The organism is Dickeya fangzhongdai, assembly GCF_002812485.1.
Taxonomy (GTDB): Bacteria; Pseudomonadota; Gammaproteobacteria; order Enterobacterales; family Enterobacteriaceae; genus Dickeya; species Dickeya fangzhongdai.
Window position 1 is genome coordinate 2,254,704 of the sequence record NZ_CP025003.1, and the last position, 19,360, is coordinate 2,274,063.

18 protein-coding genes are annotated in these 19,360 nt (G+C 57.1%); 14 read left to right on the forward strand and 4 right to left on the reverse strand.

The window, feature by feature from the left end; translation table 11 throughout:
- The first annotated feature begins 68 nt into the window (after positions 1 to 68).
- The 6 genes from citF to CVE23_RS10210 all read left to right on the forward strand — a co-directional run bounded on the left by citF (position 69) and on the right by CVE23_RS10210 (position 5,854).
- Complete coding sequence (gene citF, locus CVE23_RS10185) at positions 69 to 1,598, forward strand: citrate lyase subunit alpha (protein ID WP_038659240.1); 1,530 nt, start codon at positions 69 to 71, stop codon at positions 1,596 to 1,598.
- Complete coding sequence (gene citX / locus CVE23_RS10190) at positions 1,595 to 2,137, forward strand: citrate lyase holo-[acyl-carrier protein] synthase (protein WP_174213742.1); 543 nt, start codon at positions 1,595 to 1,597, stop codon at positions 2,135 to 2,137. Before citF ends, citX begins: the two co-directional genes overlap by 4 nt.
- The gene (gene citG / locus CVE23_RS10195) at positions 2,115 to 3,023 is read left to right on the forward strand and encodes a triphosphoribosyl-dephospho-CoA synthase CitG (RefSeq protein ID WP_100849465.1); all 909 of its coding nucleotides are present in this window, start codon (positions 2,115 to 2,117) and stop codon (positions 3,021 to 3,023) included. Before citX ends, citG begins: the two co-directional genes overlap by 23 nt.
- A gap of 225 nt (positions 3,024 to 3,248) precedes the next feature.
- Complete coding sequence (locus tag CVE23_RS10200) at positions 3,249 to 4,001, forward strand: flagellar brake protein (RefSeq protein ID WP_038918885.1); 753 nt, start codon at positions 3,249 to 3,251, stop codon at positions 3,999 to 4,001.
- A gap of 235 nt (positions 4,002 to 4,236) precedes the next feature.
- Complete coding sequence (locus tag CVE23_RS10205) at positions 4,237 to 4,503, forward strand: hypothetical protein (protein ID WP_100849466.1); 267 nt, start codon at positions 4,237 to 4,239, stop codon at positions 4,501 to 4,503.
- Positions 4,496 to 5,854: an APC family permease gene (locus CVE23_RS10210; RefSeq protein ID WP_038659232.1), complete on the forward strand. Its 1,359-nt coding sequence runs from the start codon at positions 4,496 to 4,498 to the stop codon at positions 5,852 to 5,854. The genes CVE23_RS10205 and CVE23_RS10210 overlap by 8 nt, the downstream gene beginning before the upstream one ends.
- Before the next feature lie 82 nt (positions 5,855 to 5,936).
- Here CVE23_RS10210 and CVE23_RS10215 read toward each other — a convergent pair whose 3' ends face one another.
- Both CVE23_RS10215 and sbcB read right to left on the reverse strand, forming a co-directional pair.
- On the reverse strand, positions 5,937 to 6,524 hold the full coding sequence (locus CVE23_RS10215; protein WP_145958418.1) for a hypothetical protein: 588 nt from the start codon (positions 6,522 to 6,524) through the stop codon (positions 5,937 to 5,939).
- A 31-nt stretch (positions 6,525 to 6,555) separates the two neighbouring features.
- Positions 6,556 to 7,986 (reverse strand): exodeoxyribonuclease I, encoded by a 1,431-nt coding sequence (gene sbcB / locus CVE23_RS10220; RefSeq protein WP_038920949.1) that lies wholly within the window; start codon positions 7,984 to 7,986, stop codon positions 6,556 to 6,558.
- A gap of 514 nt (positions 7,987 to 8,500) precedes the next feature.
- Here sbcB and CVE23_RS10225 point away from each other — a divergent pair.
- Positions 8,501 to 8,839, forward strand: coding sequence for a DUF496 family protein (locus CVE23_RS10225; RefSeq protein WP_013317748.1), 339 nt, complete (start codon positions 8,501 to 8,503; stop codon positions 8,837 to 8,839).
- Between the two features lie 72 nt (positions 8,840 to 8,911).
- Here the strand turns inward: CVE23_RS10225 and CVE23_RS10230 are convergent, their stop codons facing one another.
- Positions 8,912 to 9,274, reverse strand: a complete 363-nt coding sequence (locus CVE23_RS10230; RefSeq protein ID WP_100849468.1) for a hypothetical protein — start codon at positions 9,272 to 9,274, stop codon at positions 8,912 to 8,914.
- Positions 9,275 to 9,571: 297 nt separating this feature from the next.
- On the opposite strand from CVE23_RS10230, the gene CVE23_RS10235 reads away from it, so the two are divergent.
- From CVE23_RS10235 to CVE23_RS10265, 7 genes are all read left to right on the forward strand, one after another.
- Positions 9,572 to 11,872 carry a ComEC family protein gene (locus tag CVE23_RS10235; RefSeq protein WP_100849469.1) on the forward strand — a complete coding sequence of 767 codons (2,301 nt, stop codon included), beginning with the start codon at positions 9,572 to 9,574 and terminating at the stop codon, positions 11,870 to 11,872.
- 38 nt (positions 11,873 to 11,910) lie between these two features.
- Positions 11,911 to 13,659, forward strand: a complete 1,749-nt coding sequence (gene msbA, locus CVE23_RS10240) for a lipid A ABC transporter ATP-binding protein/permease MsbA (protein WP_038659221.1) — start codon at positions 11,911 to 11,913, stop codon at positions 13,657 to 13,659.
- A complete protein-coding gene (lpxK, locus tag CVE23_RS10245; protein ID WP_100849470.1) occupies positions 13,656 to 14,669 on the forward strand; it encodes a tetraacyldisaccharide 4'-kinase in 1,014 nt (337 codons plus the stop codon). Before msbA ends, lpxK begins: the two co-directional genes overlap by 4 nt.
- 40 nt (positions 14,670 to 14,709) lie before the next feature.
- A complete protein-coding gene (locus tag CVE23_RS10250; protein ID WP_013317752.1) occupies positions 14,710 to 14,892 on the forward strand; it encodes a Trm112 family protein in 183 nt (60 codons plus the stop codon).
- Positions 14,889 to 15,641 (forward strand): 3-deoxy-manno-octulosonate cytidylyltransferase, encoded by a 753-nt coding sequence (gene kdsB / locus CVE23_RS10255; RefSeq protein WP_038659216.1) that lies wholly within the window; start codon positions 14,889 to 14,891, stop codon positions 15,639 to 15,641. Before CVE23_RS10250 ends, kdsB begins: the two co-directional genes overlap by 4 nt.
- 287 nt (positions 15,642 to 15,928) lie before the next feature.
- Complete coding sequence (gene pelN, locus CVE23_RS10260; RefSeq protein ID WP_100849471.1) at positions 15,929 to 17,248, forward strand: pectate lyase PelN; 1,320 nt, start codon at positions 15,929 to 15,931, stop codon at positions 17,246 to 17,248.
- A 262-nt stretch (positions 17,249 to 17,510) separates the two neighbouring features.
- A complete protein-coding gene (locus CVE23_RS10265; protein ID WP_100849472.1) occupies positions 17,511 to 18,407 on the forward strand; it encodes a YcbJ family phosphotransferase in 897 nt (298 codons plus the stop codon).
- Between the two features lie 40 nt (positions 18,408 to 18,447).
- Here CVE23_RS10265 and elyC read toward each other — a convergent pair whose 3' ends face one another.
- Positions 18,448 to 19,227, reverse strand: coding sequence for an envelope biogenesis factor ElyC (gene elyC, locus CVE23_RS10270; protein ID WP_100849473.1), 780 nt, complete (start codon positions 19,225 to 19,227; stop codon positions 18,448 to 18,450).
- Positions 19,228 to 19,360 lie beyond the last annotated feature (133 nt).

Genomic DNA, 19,360 nt, shown 5'->3' on the forward strand with positions numbered 1-19,360 from the left:
AGTTTCCGCACTGGCCAGCTGGCGGCGTGATAGCGCGCTAGCGGGCCTCGCAATGACAGGATTGGATCATGAGTAACTTTATTGAAGCACTGCAGAAGCAATATCCAGAAAAAAGCCATCTGCAACCGTTCGTCAATGCCAACCACAGTACCCCCTGGCTGAATGACGTCACCGAAAAACACCAGCGCAAGCTGTGCGCCGATCTGGAAGAAGCCATTCGCAAAAGCGGGCTGCAGGACGGCATGACGATTTCGTTCCACCACGCGTTCCGTGAAGGGGACAAGGTGATTAACCACGTGGTGGACACCCTGGCCCGTCTGGGTTTTAAAAACCTGACGCTGGCTTCCAGTTCGTTGATGACCTGCAACGCGCCGCTGATCGAGCATATCCGCAATGGCGTGATTACCCGTATTTACACCTCCGGCATGCGCGGCAAGCTGGCGGACGCCATCTCTCACGGCCTGATGAAAGAGCCGGTACAGATTCACTCTCACGGCGGCCGCGTGCATCTGCTGCAGAGCGGCGAGCTGAAGATTGACGTCGCATTCCTCGGGGTGCCGAGCAGCGACGAATTCGGCAACGCCAACGGCACGTCGGGTAAATCCCGCTGCGGCTCGCTCGGCTACGCGATGGTCGATGCGCAGTACGCCGGTAAAGTAGTGCTGCTGACCGAAAGTCTGGTGCCGTTCCCTAACATGCCGGCCAGTCTGGTGCAGGATCAGGTGGACTTTGTGGTGCCGGTGGAAGAAGTCGGCGACCCGGCGAAAATCAGCGTAGGCGCGGCGCGCGTCACCAGCAACCCGCGTGAACTGCTGATTGCCCGCAGCGCGGCAGACGTGATCGAACACTCCGGCTATTTCAAACCGGGCTTTTCGATCCAGACCGGTTCCGGCGCAGCGTCTACCGCCTGTACCCGTTTTCTGGAAGATCGCATGCAGAAGCAGGGCGTGGTGGCGAGTTTCGCACTCGGCGGCATCACCGGCAGCATTGTCGACTTGCATGAAAAAGGACTGATTGAAAAGCTGCTGGACACCCAGTGCTTTGACGCCAACGCCGCGGCATCGCTGGCGAAGAACCCCAACCATGTGGAAATCTCCACCAATGTCTACGCCAACCCCAGCTCCAAGGCCGCCTGCTGCGACCAGTTGGACGTGGTGATTCTGAGCGCGCTGGAAATCGATACCCAGTTTAACGTCAACGTGATCACCGGTTCCGACGGTGTCATGCGCGGCGCGTCCGGCGGCCATTGCGACGTGGCGACGGCGGCTAACCTGACTATCGTGGTCGCGCCGTTGATTCGCAGCCGTATTCCGACGGTAGTCCGTCAGGTAACGACCTGCGTGACGCCGGGCAGCGCCATCGACGTGTTGGTGACTGACCACGGCATCGCCGTTAACCCGGCGCGTCCGGATGTAGCGGAACGCCTGATCAACGCCGGTCTGAGCGTGATGTCGATTGAAGAACTGTACCAGCGTGCGATTCAACTGGTGGGCGAACCTAAAGCCATTGAATTCCACGATCGCATCGTCGGGGTGATTCGCTACCGTGACGGCAGCGTGATTGACGTGGTACGTCAGGTTAAAGAGGACAACGAGTGAGCGATGCTGCGATAGACTCAACGATCGCCGTCTCACTGGAAAGCCTGCTAGCGGCGAAGGAACGCCGCTGTGCCCGCCAGCAGCAATTGCTGGCGCGGCACCAGTCTACGCTGGTGTCGCTGACGCTGGTGACGCCGGGTCCGGTTAAAGATTCGCCGCTATATCGCCGGGCGATGACGGAAGCGGTCGCGGCGTTCAATGACTTGTGCCTGGCGCGCGGCTGGGAAGCGCTGGAGCAACAGTTGCACTGGCTGGATACCGGCGCAGAGGCATTCTGGGTCATCACCAAGGATGCATTGAGCGTTAAGGCGGCGGCCATTGCACTGGAAGATCAGCACCCGTTGGGGCGGCTGTGGGATTTTGACGTATTTTGTCCGCAGGAAGGGTCGATCAGCCGAACGTTACTGGCGCATGATCGTCGTCGATGTATACTCTGTGATGAATCGGCGCATGCCTGCGCGCGTTCGCGCCGCCATGCGTTACCGGACGTGATTGAAAAAATCGAGGGTATCCTCCATGCCTGGTTTAACGCACACTGAGTCGAGTGTTTCCTCTCCGTTACTGACAACGCTATTTCCTGATGCCACCGGCGCGCTGGTGGCACTACCTACGATTCACCAGCAGGTGGCTGACGCCCTGACCATTGAGGTGATGCTGACGCCAAAACCCGGTCTGGTGGATCGGGATAACAACGGCGCTCATCGCGATATGGATGTGCCGCTGTTTCAGGCCAGTATCGCCGCGCTGGCTCCCTGGTTTTCACGTTTTACCGAAGCAGGCATGGCGCATAGCGCGTTGCCGATAACCCAGCTCCTGCCGCAGGCGCGGCCTATCGGCATCGCCGCCGAACAGGCGATGCTGGCTGCGACGGGCGGCGTGAATACGCACAAAGGCGGCATTTTCGCCTTTGGATTACTGTGCAGCGCAGCCGGTTGGCTGGCGGGCCGTCGGCTACAACTGACGCAGGACAGCCTGTGCCAGTGCGCCGCGCGGATGAGCGCCGATTTGGTGCGTAATGAGCTGGAGAACAGCCAGCACACCGCGACGGCTGGAGAACATCTGTTCCGGCGTCACGGCTTGACCGGTGCGCGGGGAGAAGCCGCCAGCGGTTTTGCTACCGTTCGTCAGCATGCGCTGCCCGCTTATCTGCGCGCTCGCGCCCAGGGGCAGGACGACGAATCGGCCTTGCTGCAGACGCTGGTGGTATTAATGGCCCACAATCCGGATACCAACGTAGTCTCCCGTGGCGGAATGGAAGGGCTGGCGTTCGTACAGTCGCATGCGCGGGCATTGCTGTCCGGCGGTGTGACCCGACGGGGTCTGCAGGAGATGAATCAGGCGCTGGTCGAACGTAACATCAGCCCTGGCGGCAGCGCCGATCTGCTGGCGCTAACCTGGCTGCTTTCTCACTATCCCCGCGTCTGAACCTCGTCTATTATTGGCAAGCAGTCCCCCCATTCTTTTCATGAGTTTTCGCCTCGCGCTGCGGGGCGTTACTGTGTGCCGGCATGTTCCATGCGTACAGTGCATAAGCGAATGAACAGATAAAACCCTAAAGTTGATGGCATGAATGTCGATACTAGTGCCATGCTGTATCCTGGGGGTTCTGGGACACTGAATGACGCATTAACCATTCAATTGACGGTGGGGATGGATGTAGTGGATAACAATATGAAAGAGCAGTACGCCAGGCGCAATAAAATGGCTATTTGCGCCACATTACGCGGACTGCAAAAGCAAGACGCCACAGTAATGGTGTATCACACGCACGGTCAGTTCATCAGCAAGATCCTTGAGGTTGATTCAGACGAAGAGGAGTTTCTGTTTGACCTCGGCGCGCTAGAGCGTGAAAACAGTCGGGCGTTGTTTGCGGGTGAACTGGAGTTTGCGGCAGAAACGGCTGGCGCCAAGGTTGAATTTCGTTCCACGATCATCAGAACGGTCGAACATGACGGTTTTCCCGCCTTCTGCGCGGCGGTTCCCGACGTGCTGTACTATATCCAGCGCCGTAATTTTTTCCGCATCAATTCACCTGCCTGGCCGCCCATGAGCTGTCGGGGAGAGCTGCCGGATAACACCCATTTCGAATTTAGCCTGAAGGATTTGTCGCTGGGCGGTCTGTCTATGTACACCGACGACAAAGCGATGGCTGAATTGTTTGAACCGGGCATGCTCCTGAAAAACATTGATGTGGATCTCGCCAGCTACGGGCAATTCTGTCTGGACTTGCATTTTGTCAACCATGCCACCACCAAAGTCGTTGACAGTAAAGGCGAGGTGAAGCAGATCGAGCGTCTGAGCTTCAAGTTTTCGACGCTAAATGCCGCGCAAGAACGGGGATTACAGCAGGTGATAACCGAACTTGAACTGGATCAAAACGAAAAACGCAAACGGCTTCGCTGAGCCGTTTGATTCGTGCCGGCGACAGAATTGACCGCGCAAGTCGTACACGATTGGCTTCACAGGTCTTGTCTCTGATTGCCGACTGGGGCAAAATACGCGCCCTGAAAAACCGACGCATACCTATCGCGTCGGTTATTTTTTTGTATTTCATTAAGAGGCCGGCGCTGTTGATGGCACCGGACAGATATCGGTAAAACGCATGCTACGGGCTGCGTAGAGTTAATAGAGAGACATAATGGGGCAATCAGTTGTTTTGGAGCCGGTGCCCGCCGGCTGGTGCTGCAAGCGCAGCGACAAGGGCGCCATGCTGGCGTGCCTGACATCGGGCGGCGTATCGGCTGCTCACCTCGGCTACGGCGACACCGCTCGTCCGTTCGCTTCCAGACGTTCTGGATACCTGAAACACCGCCGCACGGCGTCTTCGTCATTCATATCGGGATCATGGATGGTGAGTGGCGCCGATAAGGCCGCTGTCGGTAAAGGAGGTCTGCGTCATGACTGATTCCACTGTTTCCACGCCGCGCGTACAACTGCGTAAAACTCTGACCCTGGTTCCTGTCGTGATGATGGGCCTGGCCTACATGCAGCCGATGACGCTGTTTGATACCTTCGGTATCGTTTCCGGTCTGACCGATGGTCACGTCGCCACCGCATACGCGTTTGCGCTGATTGCCATTCTGTTTACCGCACTCAGCTACGGCAAACTGGTTCGTCGTTTCCCGTCCGCCGGGTCGGCCTATACCTATGCCCAGAAAGCGATTAGTCCGACTGTCGGCTTCATGGTGGGATGGTCGTCGTTGCTGGATTATCTGTTCATGCCGATGATCAACATCCTGCTGGCGAAAATCTATTTTGAAACCCTGATCCCCAGTATTCCGTCGTGGATTTTTGTGGTGTTGCTGGTAGGCTTCATGACGCTGTCCAACCTGCGCGGCATCAAAACCGTCGCCAACTTCAATAGCCTGATCGTCGTGCTGCAGGTCGCCGTGATGGTGGCCATCACCGGTATGGTGATTTATGGTGTGGCGCATGGCGAGGGCGCGGGTACGCTGACCAGCAGCCGTCCGTTCTGGTCCGATAACGCCCATGTGGTGCCGATGATCACAGGCGCGACGATCCTGTGCTTTTCGTTCCTTGGTTTTGACGGCATCAGTTCGCTGTCTGAAGAGACCAAAGATGCAGGCCGTGTGATTCCGAAAGCCATTTTTCTGACGGCGTTGCTCGGCGGCGTAATTTTCGTGGTGGTGTCCTACTTCCTGCAACTGTACTTCCCGGATATTTCACGTTTTCAACATCCGGATGCCTCTCAGCCTGAAATCATGCTGTACGTGGCGGGTAAGGCCTTCCAGTTCGGCATTCTGATTTTCTCCTGCGTCACCGTACTGGCGTCCGGTATGGCGGCGCATGCCGGCGTGTCCCGTCTGATGTATGTGATGGGGCGTGACGGCGTATTCCCGGAACGCTTCTTCGGTTATGTACATCCGCGCTGGCGGACGCCGGCGTTGAACGTACTGCTGGTCGGCGTTATCGCGCTGTCTGCCATCTCGTTCGATCTGGTTACCGCGACGGCGTTGATCAACTTCGGGGCGCTGGTGGCTTTCACCTTCGTCAACCTGTCGGTGATTTCTCAGTTCTATATCCGTGAACGCCGCAACAAGACGCTGAAAGACACCGTGAACTACCTGATTCTGCCGGTCATGGGCGCGTTGACCGTCGGCGCGCTGTGGCTGAATCTGGAAAGCACCTCAATGACGCTGGGGCTGGTATGGGCAGCGATTGGTCTGCTCTATCTGACGTTCGTGACGCGCAGTTTCAGACAGCCGGTACCGCAGTACAACGAAGATCTGGCGTAATGTGCTGACTGACGATGACAGGCTCCCGCGGGAGCCTGTTTCTTTATACGCCGGATGTGTGTCGTTTATCTGTATGCTGCGCTTATAGCGGAGCGGCGGCGAACAAATTGGTGCCACCCTGCCATACGCGAATAAAACGGATATGGTCTAGCACCAGCATAGCGGGCGACGTTTTCGCGTTCAGAAGTTGCTTGACGGTCGGCGATACGGTCGTGATTTCATCTTTTTCGTCCAGCAATGCGCCATAGGCAGCGACAACCGCGGCAAGATTATCGATGCCAGACTGCTGCGTCCCATCGCCAGCCACTATCAGTTTCAGCACAGTGATTCTCCCGGTGGCTTGAGAAACTTCACTGGTGAGTTTGATGTGTGAGTAAGTGCCGGAAGAGGCTTCGCTACTAAGCGGATCGTTGCCCATCGTGAACCTGAAAGTGCAGTGCAGGCGGAACAGGTTGTCATTAATGCGTGTGACCAATTCCCTGGGCGTGATAGCAAAAGACTTTTCTGCAACCTGCTGGGACGGTGAGACTAACTGGACCTGAGCGGACGCGGGCTGAATAAACGGCGCGGCACTGGCCGTCGGTAACATGATGGCCGACAAAGCAGCAAAAAAGACGATGCCAGAGCTGCAACAACGGGCAATCCGGTGTAACCGCGGCAGTAAGCGCATGATGCTTGTCCCGGTGTGATGTTGCCACATTTCAGGCGACCAGCCGTTGGGCATAGGCAACCAGTGCTTTTAGTAGCGCGGTTTTTTTCTCGTCATCCGCGTACTGCTGATACAAACTCTCCAGCACATCCGAATAAGACTGTAACCGCTCCGGGGTAAAGACCTCGCGACGATGCGCCAGCCAGCGCTGCTGCTCCTGCTCATCAAGCGTGCCGGGGAAATTGCGCGCCCGGTAGCGGAACAGCAATTCCTCCACCCGGCGATCGGCAAACTGAAGGTTCAGGGCCGGAAGGTGCTGGGAATCGGTTTTACGAATGATGTCCATCGCAGCCCGATCGGCGTCGCTGAAAAAGCCATCGTACAGTTGCAGGTCCACATCCGTCGACGCTTCAAACGGCGGGGCATCGGCAAATAGCGCCACCACTTTCTCCCGTACGCTGCCATGCTGACGCAGCAGTTGCAGATTGTTCAGGCAGTGCTGACGGTCAATGCCCAGCCGCTCTGCGTCTTCCGGACGCAACGTGCTGGCCGGCGCCAGAACCGGGCATTTATTGATATGCACCAGTTTGATCGGCACCGGCGATTCATCTTCCGCCAGCAGCGCACGACGGGTATAAAGCCGGGTGCGCAGTTCATCCGCATTCAGCTCCAGCAACGGCTGAATATCGCCCGCCAGATCGCAGACGATGACTGCATTGCGGTTATCCGGATGCCAGGCCAGCGGCACAATCCAGCTAGTATTACCGCGCGCGGCGCCAAACATGCCGGAAACGTGTACCAGCGGTTTCATTTGCGGAATATCGATTAACGCGCTGACCTTGTTTTTGTTACGCAACGCGTAGAGATAGTCGAACAGTTTCGGCTGCGACTGTTTGAGCAGGCGCGCCATGGCAATGGTGGCATACACATCCGACATGGCGTCGTGCGCCTGAGTGTGTTCGACGCCATTGGCGTGCGTCAGGTGTTCCAGCCTGAAGCTGGGAAAACCGTCGTCGTTTTCCGGCCAGATAATGCCATCCGGACGCAAGGCATAGCACGCCCGCAGCATGTCCAGTAAATCCCAGCGAGAGTTGCCGTTTTGCCAACTGTAGGCATACGGGTCGTAGAAGTTGCGATAAAACAGATTCCGGCTGACTTCGTCATCAAACCGAATGTTGTTGTATCCCATGATGCAGGTGCCCGGCTCGCTGAACGCCTCATGGATATGGCGGGCGAACTCCGCTTCGCGTATCCCACGGCTTTGCGCCACCTGTGGCGTGATGCCGGTAATCATCACCGCTTCCGGGTCGGGCAGATAATCGTCGGTTGGCTGGCAGTAGATCACTACCGGCTCGCCAATCACGTTAAAATTCAAATCGGTACGGATGCCGGCGAACTGAGCCGGGCGATCTTTGGCCGGATGTTTACCAAAGGTCTCATAGTCATGAATGAAAAAAGTGGGTTCGGTGTGTTGATTTTGCACGGTTTCTCTCTGTTCAGCCTGGCGACGGCAAACGCTGGTAAACCAGTCATACCGCCGCGAAGCGTGTTTGTCACCGTCGGTTTTGCCCAGCGCAAGCGCCATGCGGAACGGCCCGCCAGTTTAAGGGCAAATCATCGTTCTTTCAGTAAAAACGGTGACGGACAACACAAAGCCGTCATGGTAAACCATCCTGCTGTTTGACAGAAGCCGACATGTGTGCCGCCCTGCGGTGTTGAATCGAGTCAGGTGCAATCAGAACGCGGGAGTGATAGGGTGCACATAAAGACAACGATTGCATCGGCGATATGGGAAAACCACCTTGTCGACGATAGTGGCTAACCTGTATGGTTAGTCTATGTTCCGCAATGATGCGCGTCGCTGGTATCGCTCACACAGTGTTATCAAAGCAACGATTGTTATCAGGGTGGAGGAGGATGCGCATTATTGCGGGATACAGCCTGGAGTAACGCGGTCTCCGCATAACGAATTTTGATCGTTAAGTAAGGGTAGAAAAATGGAGAAGGGTAACACTAAGCCATGTTTCCAGGATGTACTGGAATTCGTGCGTATGTTCCGTCGCAAGAACAAGCTGCAGCGTGAAATTGCGGATAATGAAAAGAAAATCCGCGATAACCAGAAACGTGTGCTGCTGCTGGATAACCTGAGCGAGTACATCAAACCGGGTATGTCGATTGAAGATATCCAGAACATTATCGCCAACATGCGTAGCGACTATGAGGACCGCGTGGATGAATACATCATCAAAAACGCGGAACTGTCGAAAGAGCGCCGCGAGCTGTCCCGTAAAATCAAGGAAATGGGTGAAATCAAACCGCCGGTGGAGGCGAAATAATTTCACTGACGTTCAGGGCCGGTTTCCGGCCCTGATGCTTTTTGGGGCGGTGTGACTATTCAGGCAGCCCGACTATGACTGACTCATCACGATTTCCGGCGCCAGCGCGTTTCTCTGCATCATGCAGTCGCGCCATGCGCTGCCTGTCTCGCCTTTATCCAGCGCGTCTGCGTTGATGGCGGGGATCTCCCGCACTTGTGTGTCGATGACCTTGCCGCCGGTGGTGTCGATAGTCTGGTTTTTGATGTAATACCGCGTCATTACCCGGTATTTCCCGTCGAGGTGCCTTACCTGCGCCAGTAAATCAGTGGTGCACTCGTTGGCGGCGCGCGCCACATGCTGGAAGGCGGTATCGGCCGGTTCGTTGCGCGGCGTCATCGCGCAGGCTGACAACGCCAATACGCTGATGATGAAAATCCTGTTTTTAGCCGTCATGTGCCAATGTTTCCTTTCGTTTTTCGCCAATTTTCGTTTTTCACTAATAATCCGTGGCATATCCCTGCTTACGCCACGATTAACCATAAACCGTCAGACGTGGCCTGAGGCATACCATTCAATGAGCCACTTCTGCTTGTCAAGGCGAGAGTCGGCGGGCTGTTGTCGCGCTCATGCCGCTTCGCATTGTTGTTGCAATGGATTGCAACCGTTGCGGTTGTTTGCGTAGCCGATTCCGGGGTTGTCATGCGTTGCTTTCGCTAACGTTCATGGGTTGGCACACTGCGTCCCAGCAGGATGACCGCCGGAAATTCGGCGATAAATGGTAAGGGACAAACCATCAGAATTTCATTGAACCAACTGGCGGCGACGTTGATAGCGGGCCCGTTGCTGTTGCTGATATTGCCGGATTTGCCGGATAGACGTTCTCTGATGTGGGGGCTGCCTGCGCTGTGGCTGCTTAAGACGCGCTTTTATCCGGTCGGCCTGGTGGTGCTTGGGGTGATTTGGAGCCTCTACAGTGGCCGGGCGATACTGAATCAGGTGGATCAGTTTACCCTGCGACCGGTGACGGCAAGGGTTGGCGTCAGTAGCGTCCGATTTGCGCAGGCGGATGCCGGGCAGGTCGTGGTGCGGTTGTGGGAGATCAACGGGCGTTGGGTGTTCCCGCCGCTCTATGCGCGGCTGGATGCACAGCCGCAGATGGCGGACTGGTGCGGCGGGCAGCAGTGGGAAGTCCGGTTGCGGTTACGTCCGGTGCACAGCCGGTTGAACGAGGGCGGTTTTGACCGTCAGCGTTGGGCGCTGGCTAAGGCGCAGCCATTGACCGGGCGGATACTCTCTGCCTCGGTGCTGACGCCAGAATGCGGTTTGCGCCAGCGTCTGGTTGAACAGGCGGAACGGCAAACGCGGTCATTGCCGTGGCGATCGATCATACTGGCGTTGGCGATCGGTGAGATGACACTGGTGGAGGATGACATCCTCGACGTGCTTCGGCAAACCGGAATCATGCACCTGATGGCGATATCGGGGCTACATATCGTGCTGGCGGCATTGTCTGGCTGGGGCGTGGTGCGTGCGGTGCAATATCTGTTGCCGGTTCATTGGGTAGAACATCGCGCGCCGTTGTGGTGTGGGTTGTGCTGCGCCTGGGGATACGTCTGGCTGGCCGGAGGAAACCCGCCGGCGGTAAGAGCTGCGCTGGCGTTATCATGCTGGACGTGGCTAAGGATACGCGGCGTATCGGTTTCATCGTGGCAAGTATGGCTATGGTGTGTGGCGTTGATTCTGGTTAGTGACCCACTGAGCGTGTTGTCGGACAGTTTCTGGCTCTCCGCGCTGGCGGTCGCAGCGCTGATTTTCTGGTACCAGTGGGCGCCGCTACCGCCGCATCTGCAACGGCCCAAACGTTGGGTATGGCTACGCGGATTGCATTTGCAGACGGGAATCACACTGTTGCTGATGCCGCTGCAAGTGTTGCTGTTTCACGGCGTCAGCCTGAGTTCGTTGCCGGCCAATCTGTGGGCGGTGCCGTTGGTATCGTTTATTACAACGCCATTGATTCTGCTGGCGTTGCCGATGATGGTCATCCCGGTGGCGGCGCAAGGCCTGTGGTGGCTGGCCGATCGTTCACTGGCGCTGGTTTTCCTGCCGTTGCAGGCTATGCCGCCGGGCTGGTTGTCGCTGGGCGAAAGTGCGGTGCCTTACAGTATGGCGGGATGGCTGGCGGTGATCGTCTGGCGTTTCGCCTGGTGGCGAACTTATCCCTTCAGCCTGCTGGCGCTGGTACTGGTGATGCTGCTGCGCCCCAAATCGCCCGCGCCGTCGTGGCGGGTTGACATGCTGGATGTCGGTCACGGATTGGCGGTGGTGATTGAACGACAGGGCAAAGCCTGGCTGTATGATACCGGTCCCGGCTGGGACGGCGGCAACATGGCCGATCGTGAAATCCTGCCTTATCTTAAATGGCGGGGATTGCTGCTGGAGGGCATCATTCTCAGTCACAGCCATCTGGATCACCGCGGCGGACTGGAGGCATTACAGCGCGCGTTTCCGCATGTCCCGGTATACAGCCCGTTGCTTGAGTCGGGGCACCGACCTTGCATACAAGGCGAACGATGGCGCTGGCAAGGGTTGACGTTCAGCGTCATCTGGCCGCCGTTGCGGGTGCGCGAAGCCGGTAATCACGACTCCTGCGTGGTGCGGGTGGACGATGGACGCTATCGGGTTCTGCTGACGGGCGATCTGGAGCGTGAAGATGAAGCCATACTGCTGCGTACGCAACGCGAAATGCTGGCGGCGGATATTCTGCAGGTGCCGCATCATGGCAGTACCACGTCATCATCGCCGCCATTTTTACGGGCGGTGGGGGCGGGGCAGGCGTTGTCGTCCAACTCCCGATACAATCCGTGGCGTTTACCGGCTGTCGGCGTGGTGCGTCGTTACCGTCAGGGGGGAGATCGCTGGCGCGATACCGCCAGCGACGGACAGCTGAGTGTGCGTTTTTTCGACGAAGGCATCGAAATGTTGCGCTACCGGGGTGAAATATCCCCTCGCTGGTACCATCAGTGGTTTGGCGCTTACCGGGATAATGAGTAATAATAGACGGCTATTTATCAAAGGCTCAGGTTTATTGCATGATTAATGATAAAGATCTCTCCACGTGGCAGACGTTTCGTCGCCTATGGCCGATGATCACCCCTTATAAGGCCGGGCTTGCGGTCGCGGCGGTGGCGCTGGTGGTTAACGCCGCCGGCGATACGCTGATGCTGTCCCTGCTTAAGCCGCTGCTGGATGACGGATTCGGTAAGGCCGACCGCAGCGTGCTGGTGTGGATGCCGCTGGCTATCATCGGACTGATGATTATGCGCGGTATCTCCAGCTATATTTCCAGTTATTGTGTGGCCTGGGTATCGGGCAAAGTGGTGATGAACATGCGTCGTCGTCTGTTCAGCCACATCATGGGGATGCCGGTTTCCTTCTTCGATCAGCAGTCTACCGGTACGTTGTTGTCACGTATTACCTATGATTCCGAGCAGGTGGCTGCCTCTTCGTCAAACGCGCTGGTGACCGTGGTGCGGGAAGGGGCCTCCATCATTGGCCTGTTCGTGCTGATGTTCTGGTACAGCTGGCAGTTGTCGCTGATTCTGGTGCTGATCGCGCCGATTGTTTCCTACAGTATGCGCGTGGTGTCCAAACGTTTTCGCAGCATCAGCAAAAACATGCAGAACACCATGGGGCAGGTGACGACCAGCGCCGAGCAAATGTTGAAAGGGCACAAAGAAGTGCTGATTTTCGGCGGACAAACCGTGGAAGTGGAGCGTTTCGACGCGGTCAGCAATCGCATGCGCCAACAAGGCATGAAGATGGTATCGGCATCCTCCATTTCTGATCCGGTAGTCCAGCTGATTGCCTCGCTGGCGCTGGCATTTGTACTGTACGCCGCCAGTTTCCCGGCGGTAATGGCAACCCTGACCGCCGGCACAATCACGGTGGTGTTCTCTTCCATGTTTACCCTGATGCGCCCGCTTAAGTCGCTCACCAACGTCAACGCCCAGTTCCAGCGCGGTATGGCGGCCTGCCAGACCCTGTTCACCATTCTGGATATGGAGCAGGAAAAAGATACCGGCACACGTGTACTGGAACATGCTAAGGGCGACATCGAGTTCCGTGGCGTCAACTTCGCTTATCCGGGCAAAGAAACGCTGGCGCTGAAAAATATCAGCCTGCATATTCCGCCGGGAAAAACGGTGGCGCTGGTAGGGCGTTCCGGTTCAGGTAAATCGACTATCGCCAACCTCATCACCCGGTTTTACGATATTCAGTCCGGTGAGATTTTGCTGGATGGGCACGACCTGCGCGATTACACATTGCCGTCATTGCGTAGCCAGGTTGCGTTGGTGTCCCAGAATGTCCACCTGTTCAATGATACGATTGCCAACAATATCGCTTATGCCTGCGGTGACCGCTATAGCCGTGAGGATATTGAGCGCGCCGCCAAAATGGCGCATGCGATGGATTTCATCGGCAAGCTGGAGCAGGGCCTGGATACGGTGATCGGCGAAAACGGCGTGCTGCTGTCCGGCGGCCAGCGTCAGCGTATCGCGATTGCCCGCGCCCTGTTGCGCGATTGCCCGATTCTGGTGCTGGATGAGGCCACCTCGGCGCTGGATACCGAGTCGGAGCGCGCCATTCAGGCGGCGCTGGACGAATTGCAGAAAAACCGTACCGCATTGGTGATCGCCCACCGGTTGTCCACCATTGAGAAGGCGGACGAAATTCTGGTGGTGGAAGATGGGCAGATCATCGAACGCGGTCAGCACGGTGAGTTGCTGGCCCGAAACGGGGCGTATGCCCAACTGCATAAACTGCAGTTTGGCGCATGATTGATCGCATCTGGTCGGGGCGCTCCCCGCTGTACCGGCTGTTGCTGCCGCTGTCGTTGCTCTATGGCCTGATCAGTCATCTTATCCGGCTGAGTTACCGTTACGGCTGGCGCAGGGTGTGGCGAGCACCAGTGCCGGTGGTCGTGGTGGGTAACCTGACCGCCGGCGGCAACGGCAAAACACCGGTGGTGATTTGGCTGGTAGAGCAGTTGCAACAGCAGGGATATCGCGTTGGGGTGGTATCGCGTGGTTATGGTGGTAAGACGGAGCGCTATCCGCTGCGGGTCACCGATGAGGTGACCTCCGCTCAGGCCGGCGATGAGCCGGTGCTGATTTATCAGCGCACCGGCGCGCCGGTCGCCGTGGCGCCCAAACGGTGTGACGCGGTAGCGGCATTGCTGGCTCATCAGCCGCTGGACGTAATCGTGACCGATGATGGCCTGCAGCATTACGCGCTGGCGCGGGATATGGAACTGGTGGTGGTGGATGGCGTGCGCCGCTTTGGCAATGGCTGGTGGCTGCCAGCCGGGCCGATGCGGGAACGAGCCTCGCGCCTGAGTTCGGTTGACGCTGTCATTGTGAATGGCGGCGAGGCGAAAAGCGGTGAAATCGCCATGCAGCTCACGGCAGGGGACGCGGTTAATCTGCTGACCGGAGAACGCCGCCCGGTATCAACATTGCCTTCGCTGGTCGCCATGGCGGGGATCGGTCATCCACCGCGCTTCTTTGCTACGCTGAAAGCGCTGGGAAGTACGCTGGTGCGTGAAGTGGCGTTTGTCGACCATCAGCACTGGCAACCGGAAGAATTACAGGCGCTGACCGACAATGACCGGCAGCCCCTGATCATGACGGAAAAGGATGCGGTGAAATGTCGCGTCTTTGCTCGCGCCAACTGGTGGTATCTGCCGGTTGACGCTGTATTGTCAGCGCCAGAATCGGCATTACTGTTACAGCGTCTGACGCGCCTGATTGATACGCATTGCGTGTCGCGCCAGACGGAAACCGGGTGACCGGCTATATTTTTGATAATCGCTTCTTGATGGAGGAAGCATGGATCATCGTTTGCTTGAAATCGTGGCTTGTCCAGTGTGTAACGGGCGGCTGATTTTTGACAAAGAAAAGCAGGAACTGATTTGCAAAATCGAAGGGCTGGCTTACCCGGTGCGGGACGGCATTCCTGTCCTGCTGGAAAATGAAGCCCGTACGCTGGCGCCGGATGAGATCGCACAATGACGTTTACTGCAATTATTCCCGCCCGCTATGCCTCCACCCGGTTGCCGGGCAAGCCGCTGGCGGATATTCATGGCAAGCCGATGGTGGTACACGTGATGGAACGCGCCCGCGAGTCTGGCGCCAGCCGTGTAGTGGTGGCAACCGATCACGCGGATGTCGCCCGCGCCATTGAACTGGCGGGAGGTGAAGTTTGCCTGACCAGCCCGGATCATAACTCCGGCACCGAACGACTGGCCGAGGTTATCGACCGTTACGGTTTTGCCGATGATGAAATTATCGTCAACGTGCAGGGCGATGAGCCGCTGATTCCACCGGTGATCATCCGCCAGGTAGCGGACAATCTGGCCGGCAGTCGTGCAGGTATGGCTACGCTGGCGGTGCCGATTACCACGTGTGAAGAAGCGTTCAATCCGAACGCGGTAAAAGTGGTGACGGATGCCGAAGGGTATGCGCTTTACTTCTCGCGCGCCACCATTCCGTGGGAGCGGGACCGTTTTGCCGAATCCCGTGATGCTATTGGCGATCATTTCCTGCGCCATATTGGTATTTATGCCTACCGTGCCGGATTTATTCGCCGCTATGTCGGCTGGGCGCCCAGCCAGTTGGAGAAAATCGAAATGCTGGAGCAACTGCGCGTGCTCTGGTACGGCGAGAAAATCCATGTGGCCGTCGCCAAAGAAGTGCCGAGCGTCGGGGTGGACACGCCTGAAGATCTGGCGCGTGTCAGAGCGGTGATGTCGGCAGCCTGATTCCGGCTCTCCGCGAATCTTTTCGATAAGCGTATGCGTTGTTGGCGTATACGCTTTTTTTTATCCCGCAGATTATCGGCTATCACTAAAGCCGGGAAATACGCTAATCACTCGCCGCTATTGTTATGCCACAAATGGTATAGCTTAATTAATAAATTTATTAGCAGGAATAATAAAAACCTGTGCCGCAGGTGCACAATTGTTAATCATGACTTATTATTGGTCGGCATTTATCCGATGGCGGTAAATGCTCTGGGTTTTGTTTTACTTAAGGATGGAGTGACACAATGAAAGTGAATAAAAAATTTTTACCCGCAATAATTGGATGCGTATTAGCCGGGACGGCAGCACAAAGTCTGGCCGCCGAATATTATCTGGCGCCGAATGGCAGTGATTCAGCCAGCGGCAGCAAAAGCGCACCCTGGAAGTCTTTTGCCCGCGCGCAGCAGACCCTCTCTCCCGGCGACCGCCTGTGGGTCCGCGGCGGAACCTACACCTTCACCGCCGGAATTAACAGCTGCGCCAGCCAGACGGATATCGTGAACGCCATTACCCTGAATAAGAGTGGTACTTCGGGTAGCCGTATCGAATATGTGGCTTATACCGGCGAAACGCCGGTGTTTGATTTCAGCCAGATGAAAGATGATTGCCGCGTTAAAGGATTTAACGTAGTAGCCAGCTGGGTTACCCTCAAAGGGTTGGAAATCAAAGGGGTGCCGCAAAATAACAACAAGAACCACGAATCCTGGGGGGTGTGGATTAACGGCAGCAACAACCGTTTCGAACAACTCAATATTCACCACATCATGGGGACCGGGCTGTTTTTAAAGAATGGAGCCAACAATACCGTACTCAACACCGATTCTCATCACAACTATGACCCGCTGACCTCCAATGGCGCCGGCCAGAGTGGCGATGGTTTCGGCGCGCACATTGCCGCCAATATGCCGGGCAACATTTTCAGCGGCTGCCGCGCCTGGGCCAACTCGGATGACGGCTTTGACCTGATCAACGCCTACTCATCGGTAACGATTGAGAACTCCTGGGCCTGGTCGCACGGCTACCTGCCGGGTACTACCACGTCGCTGCCCGCTGGTAACGGCAACGGTTTCAAAGCCGGGGGTTACGGCGCGCAGTACGTGAGCAATGCGCCGAAACACATCGTGCGGAACTCGGTGGCGTTCCTGAATAAAGCCGCGGGTTTCTATGCTAACCATCACCCGGTGGCGAATGATTTCTTCAACAATACGTCGTTCAAAAATACCGTCAATTACAGCATGCGGGGCATCGATGCGAGCGGTAACGCCATCGCGTTGGGCACGCTGCGTAACAACATCTCTTATGCCGCACGTTCGCAATCGCTGGCTTATACCGATGGCGCCAACATGCGTTACAACTCCTGGAACTTCAGCAACGTGATTTCCGATTCTGAATTCCAGAGCGTGTCCACCACCGGCTGGGATGCGGCGCGTCAGGCTGACGGTAGTCTGCCGGTGCTGAAGCACCTGCGTCTGGCGTCAGACAGCTGGATGATCGACAAAGGCGGCGATGTCAAGATCGCCTATAAAGGCGCTGCACCGGATCTGGGCGCGTTTGAGCTGAAATAAGCGGCGAAAATGCTGCTATCCGCGGTGTTCATCGGAGAAGCCGCTCGATGACGTAACAGATGCCCGCTTCGGCGGGCATTTTTTTGCCGATGACGACGGCAATTGCAGCGTGGGCGCGCTGTCTATGCTTAATTCCGCCTTTCGTTAACCGACATGCGTCGCTACATATCCTGTTTTCTTTGATCTGTATTGGGGAAATTGTTGTGTGCTGCTCGCATGATAAGTGCAAGAGCGTGCCTGTAACAGCGAGATCTTATCGCCTATGGAACTGTTAAAAGCCGAGTTGAGTACGGTGCTGGGCGAGTCGCTCAGCCGTCTTGAACGCATCAGTGAACAACCCTATGCGCATCTGTATGCTTTGTATGACCGCGCGGGCAATGCCATGCCGTTGCTGGCGAAAAGTTATATCTGTCAGGGGATTGCCGGACAGGAAGCCTACAAGCTGACCATGCTGGCCCGGGAAGGCGAAGTCAGGCTGCCGACGGTCTACGGGATGGTGATGACCCATCAGTCCCCTTACAAAGAGCTGCTGCTTATCGAGCGTTTGCGCGGCGTGTCGGTGGAAGCGCCGTCCCGTTCGCCTCAGCGTTGGACGCTGCTGATGGACCAGATCGTCGAAAGCATGCTGGCGTGGCATCGTATCGATAGCCACGGCTGCGTCGGCACGGTGGACAGCACGCAGGACAACAGCTGGCCGAACTGGTATCGCCAGCGGCTGGAAGTGCTGTGGGCTACGCTGATGAACGTCAACGCCGCGCAGCTGACGCAGCAGGATCGCGCCGTACTGTACCGATCCCGGCAGAGCCTGCCCGCGCTGTTTGCGGATTTCGATGACAATTGCGTGCTGGTGCACGGCAACCTGACCCTGCGCAGCATGCTGAAAGATCCGCGCAGCGATCAACTGCTGGCGATGATCAATCCCGGCATGATGCTGTGGGCGCCGCGTGAGTACGACCTGTTCCGTTTATGTGAAGAGTCGGGCATGCCGGAACAACTGTTTTACCACTACCTGAAGCAGGCGCCGCTGGCCGAATCCTTCGTCTGCCGCCGCTGGCTGTACATCCTGTGGGCCGCGGTTTCCCGCTACATCCACACCGGCCAGTTGGACCGCCCGTTGTTCGATACCGCGACCCGCGAATTACTGCCCTGGCTGGAATAATCGGCGACGCGGGCGATCCTTGATCACCCGCGTACAGGTATCAGGATTCCGGCGGCGGAGTAACGCCTTTCATTTGTTGCCAGATCAGACCCAATCCTTCATACCAGGCGCGCTCGCTGTGCGACAGATAAAGTGCGGACGGAAATACCCGTTCCCATGGATTAAGCGGCGAAGTGATGGCTAACTGGTTGGCCGGCGCCGGGATCGGGTGCAGCCCGCGCGCCTGGAAAAAGTAGATGGCGCGAGGCAGATGATTGGCGGACGTCACCAACAGGAACGGCTGTTTGCCGACCAGCGCTTCGGTTCCGGCCGCCTCTTCTTCGGTGTCGCGCGCCTGATCCACCAACAGGATATCCTGTGCTGGGACGCCCAGGCTTTCGGCGACGCGGGCGGAGGTGCTGGCGCTGGTAACCGGATTGCCCTGCGCGGCTGCGCCGGTGAAGATCAGCTTGGAGCCAGGGTTGGCGCGCCATAGCCTGATGCCTTCGGTGACGCGCGCCAGACTGTTGTTGATCAGGTTGGCGCTGGGGGGCCAGTCCGGGTTGAAGGTGTAACCGCCGCCCAGCACCACGATGTAATTCGCCATGGGGAAATCCGGCGTCCAGGTCGGATAGCGGGACTCCAGCGGCAACAGCAGCCGATCGGCCACCGGCTGCAGACTCAGCAACAGCAACGCCAGCCAGCCGCCGGTCAGCAGGATCCGGGCGGTTTTCTGCCAACGGGAAAACCACAGCAGGGCGAGGGCAAGCCCCATCACCAGCATCAGCAGCGGTAGCGGAAGCAACAGACTACCGATGTATTTTTTGACGGCAAACAGCATAAAATAGCGTCCCTTTTGAATGAAAAAACGCCATACGGGCGAAAATAGGCGTTCAGACCATTTATTCTAGGCCAGCCTGTGACAGAATGTCAGGTTCAGAGAAAAACCAGTTGTTTAGGTAGTGCAGTCACCC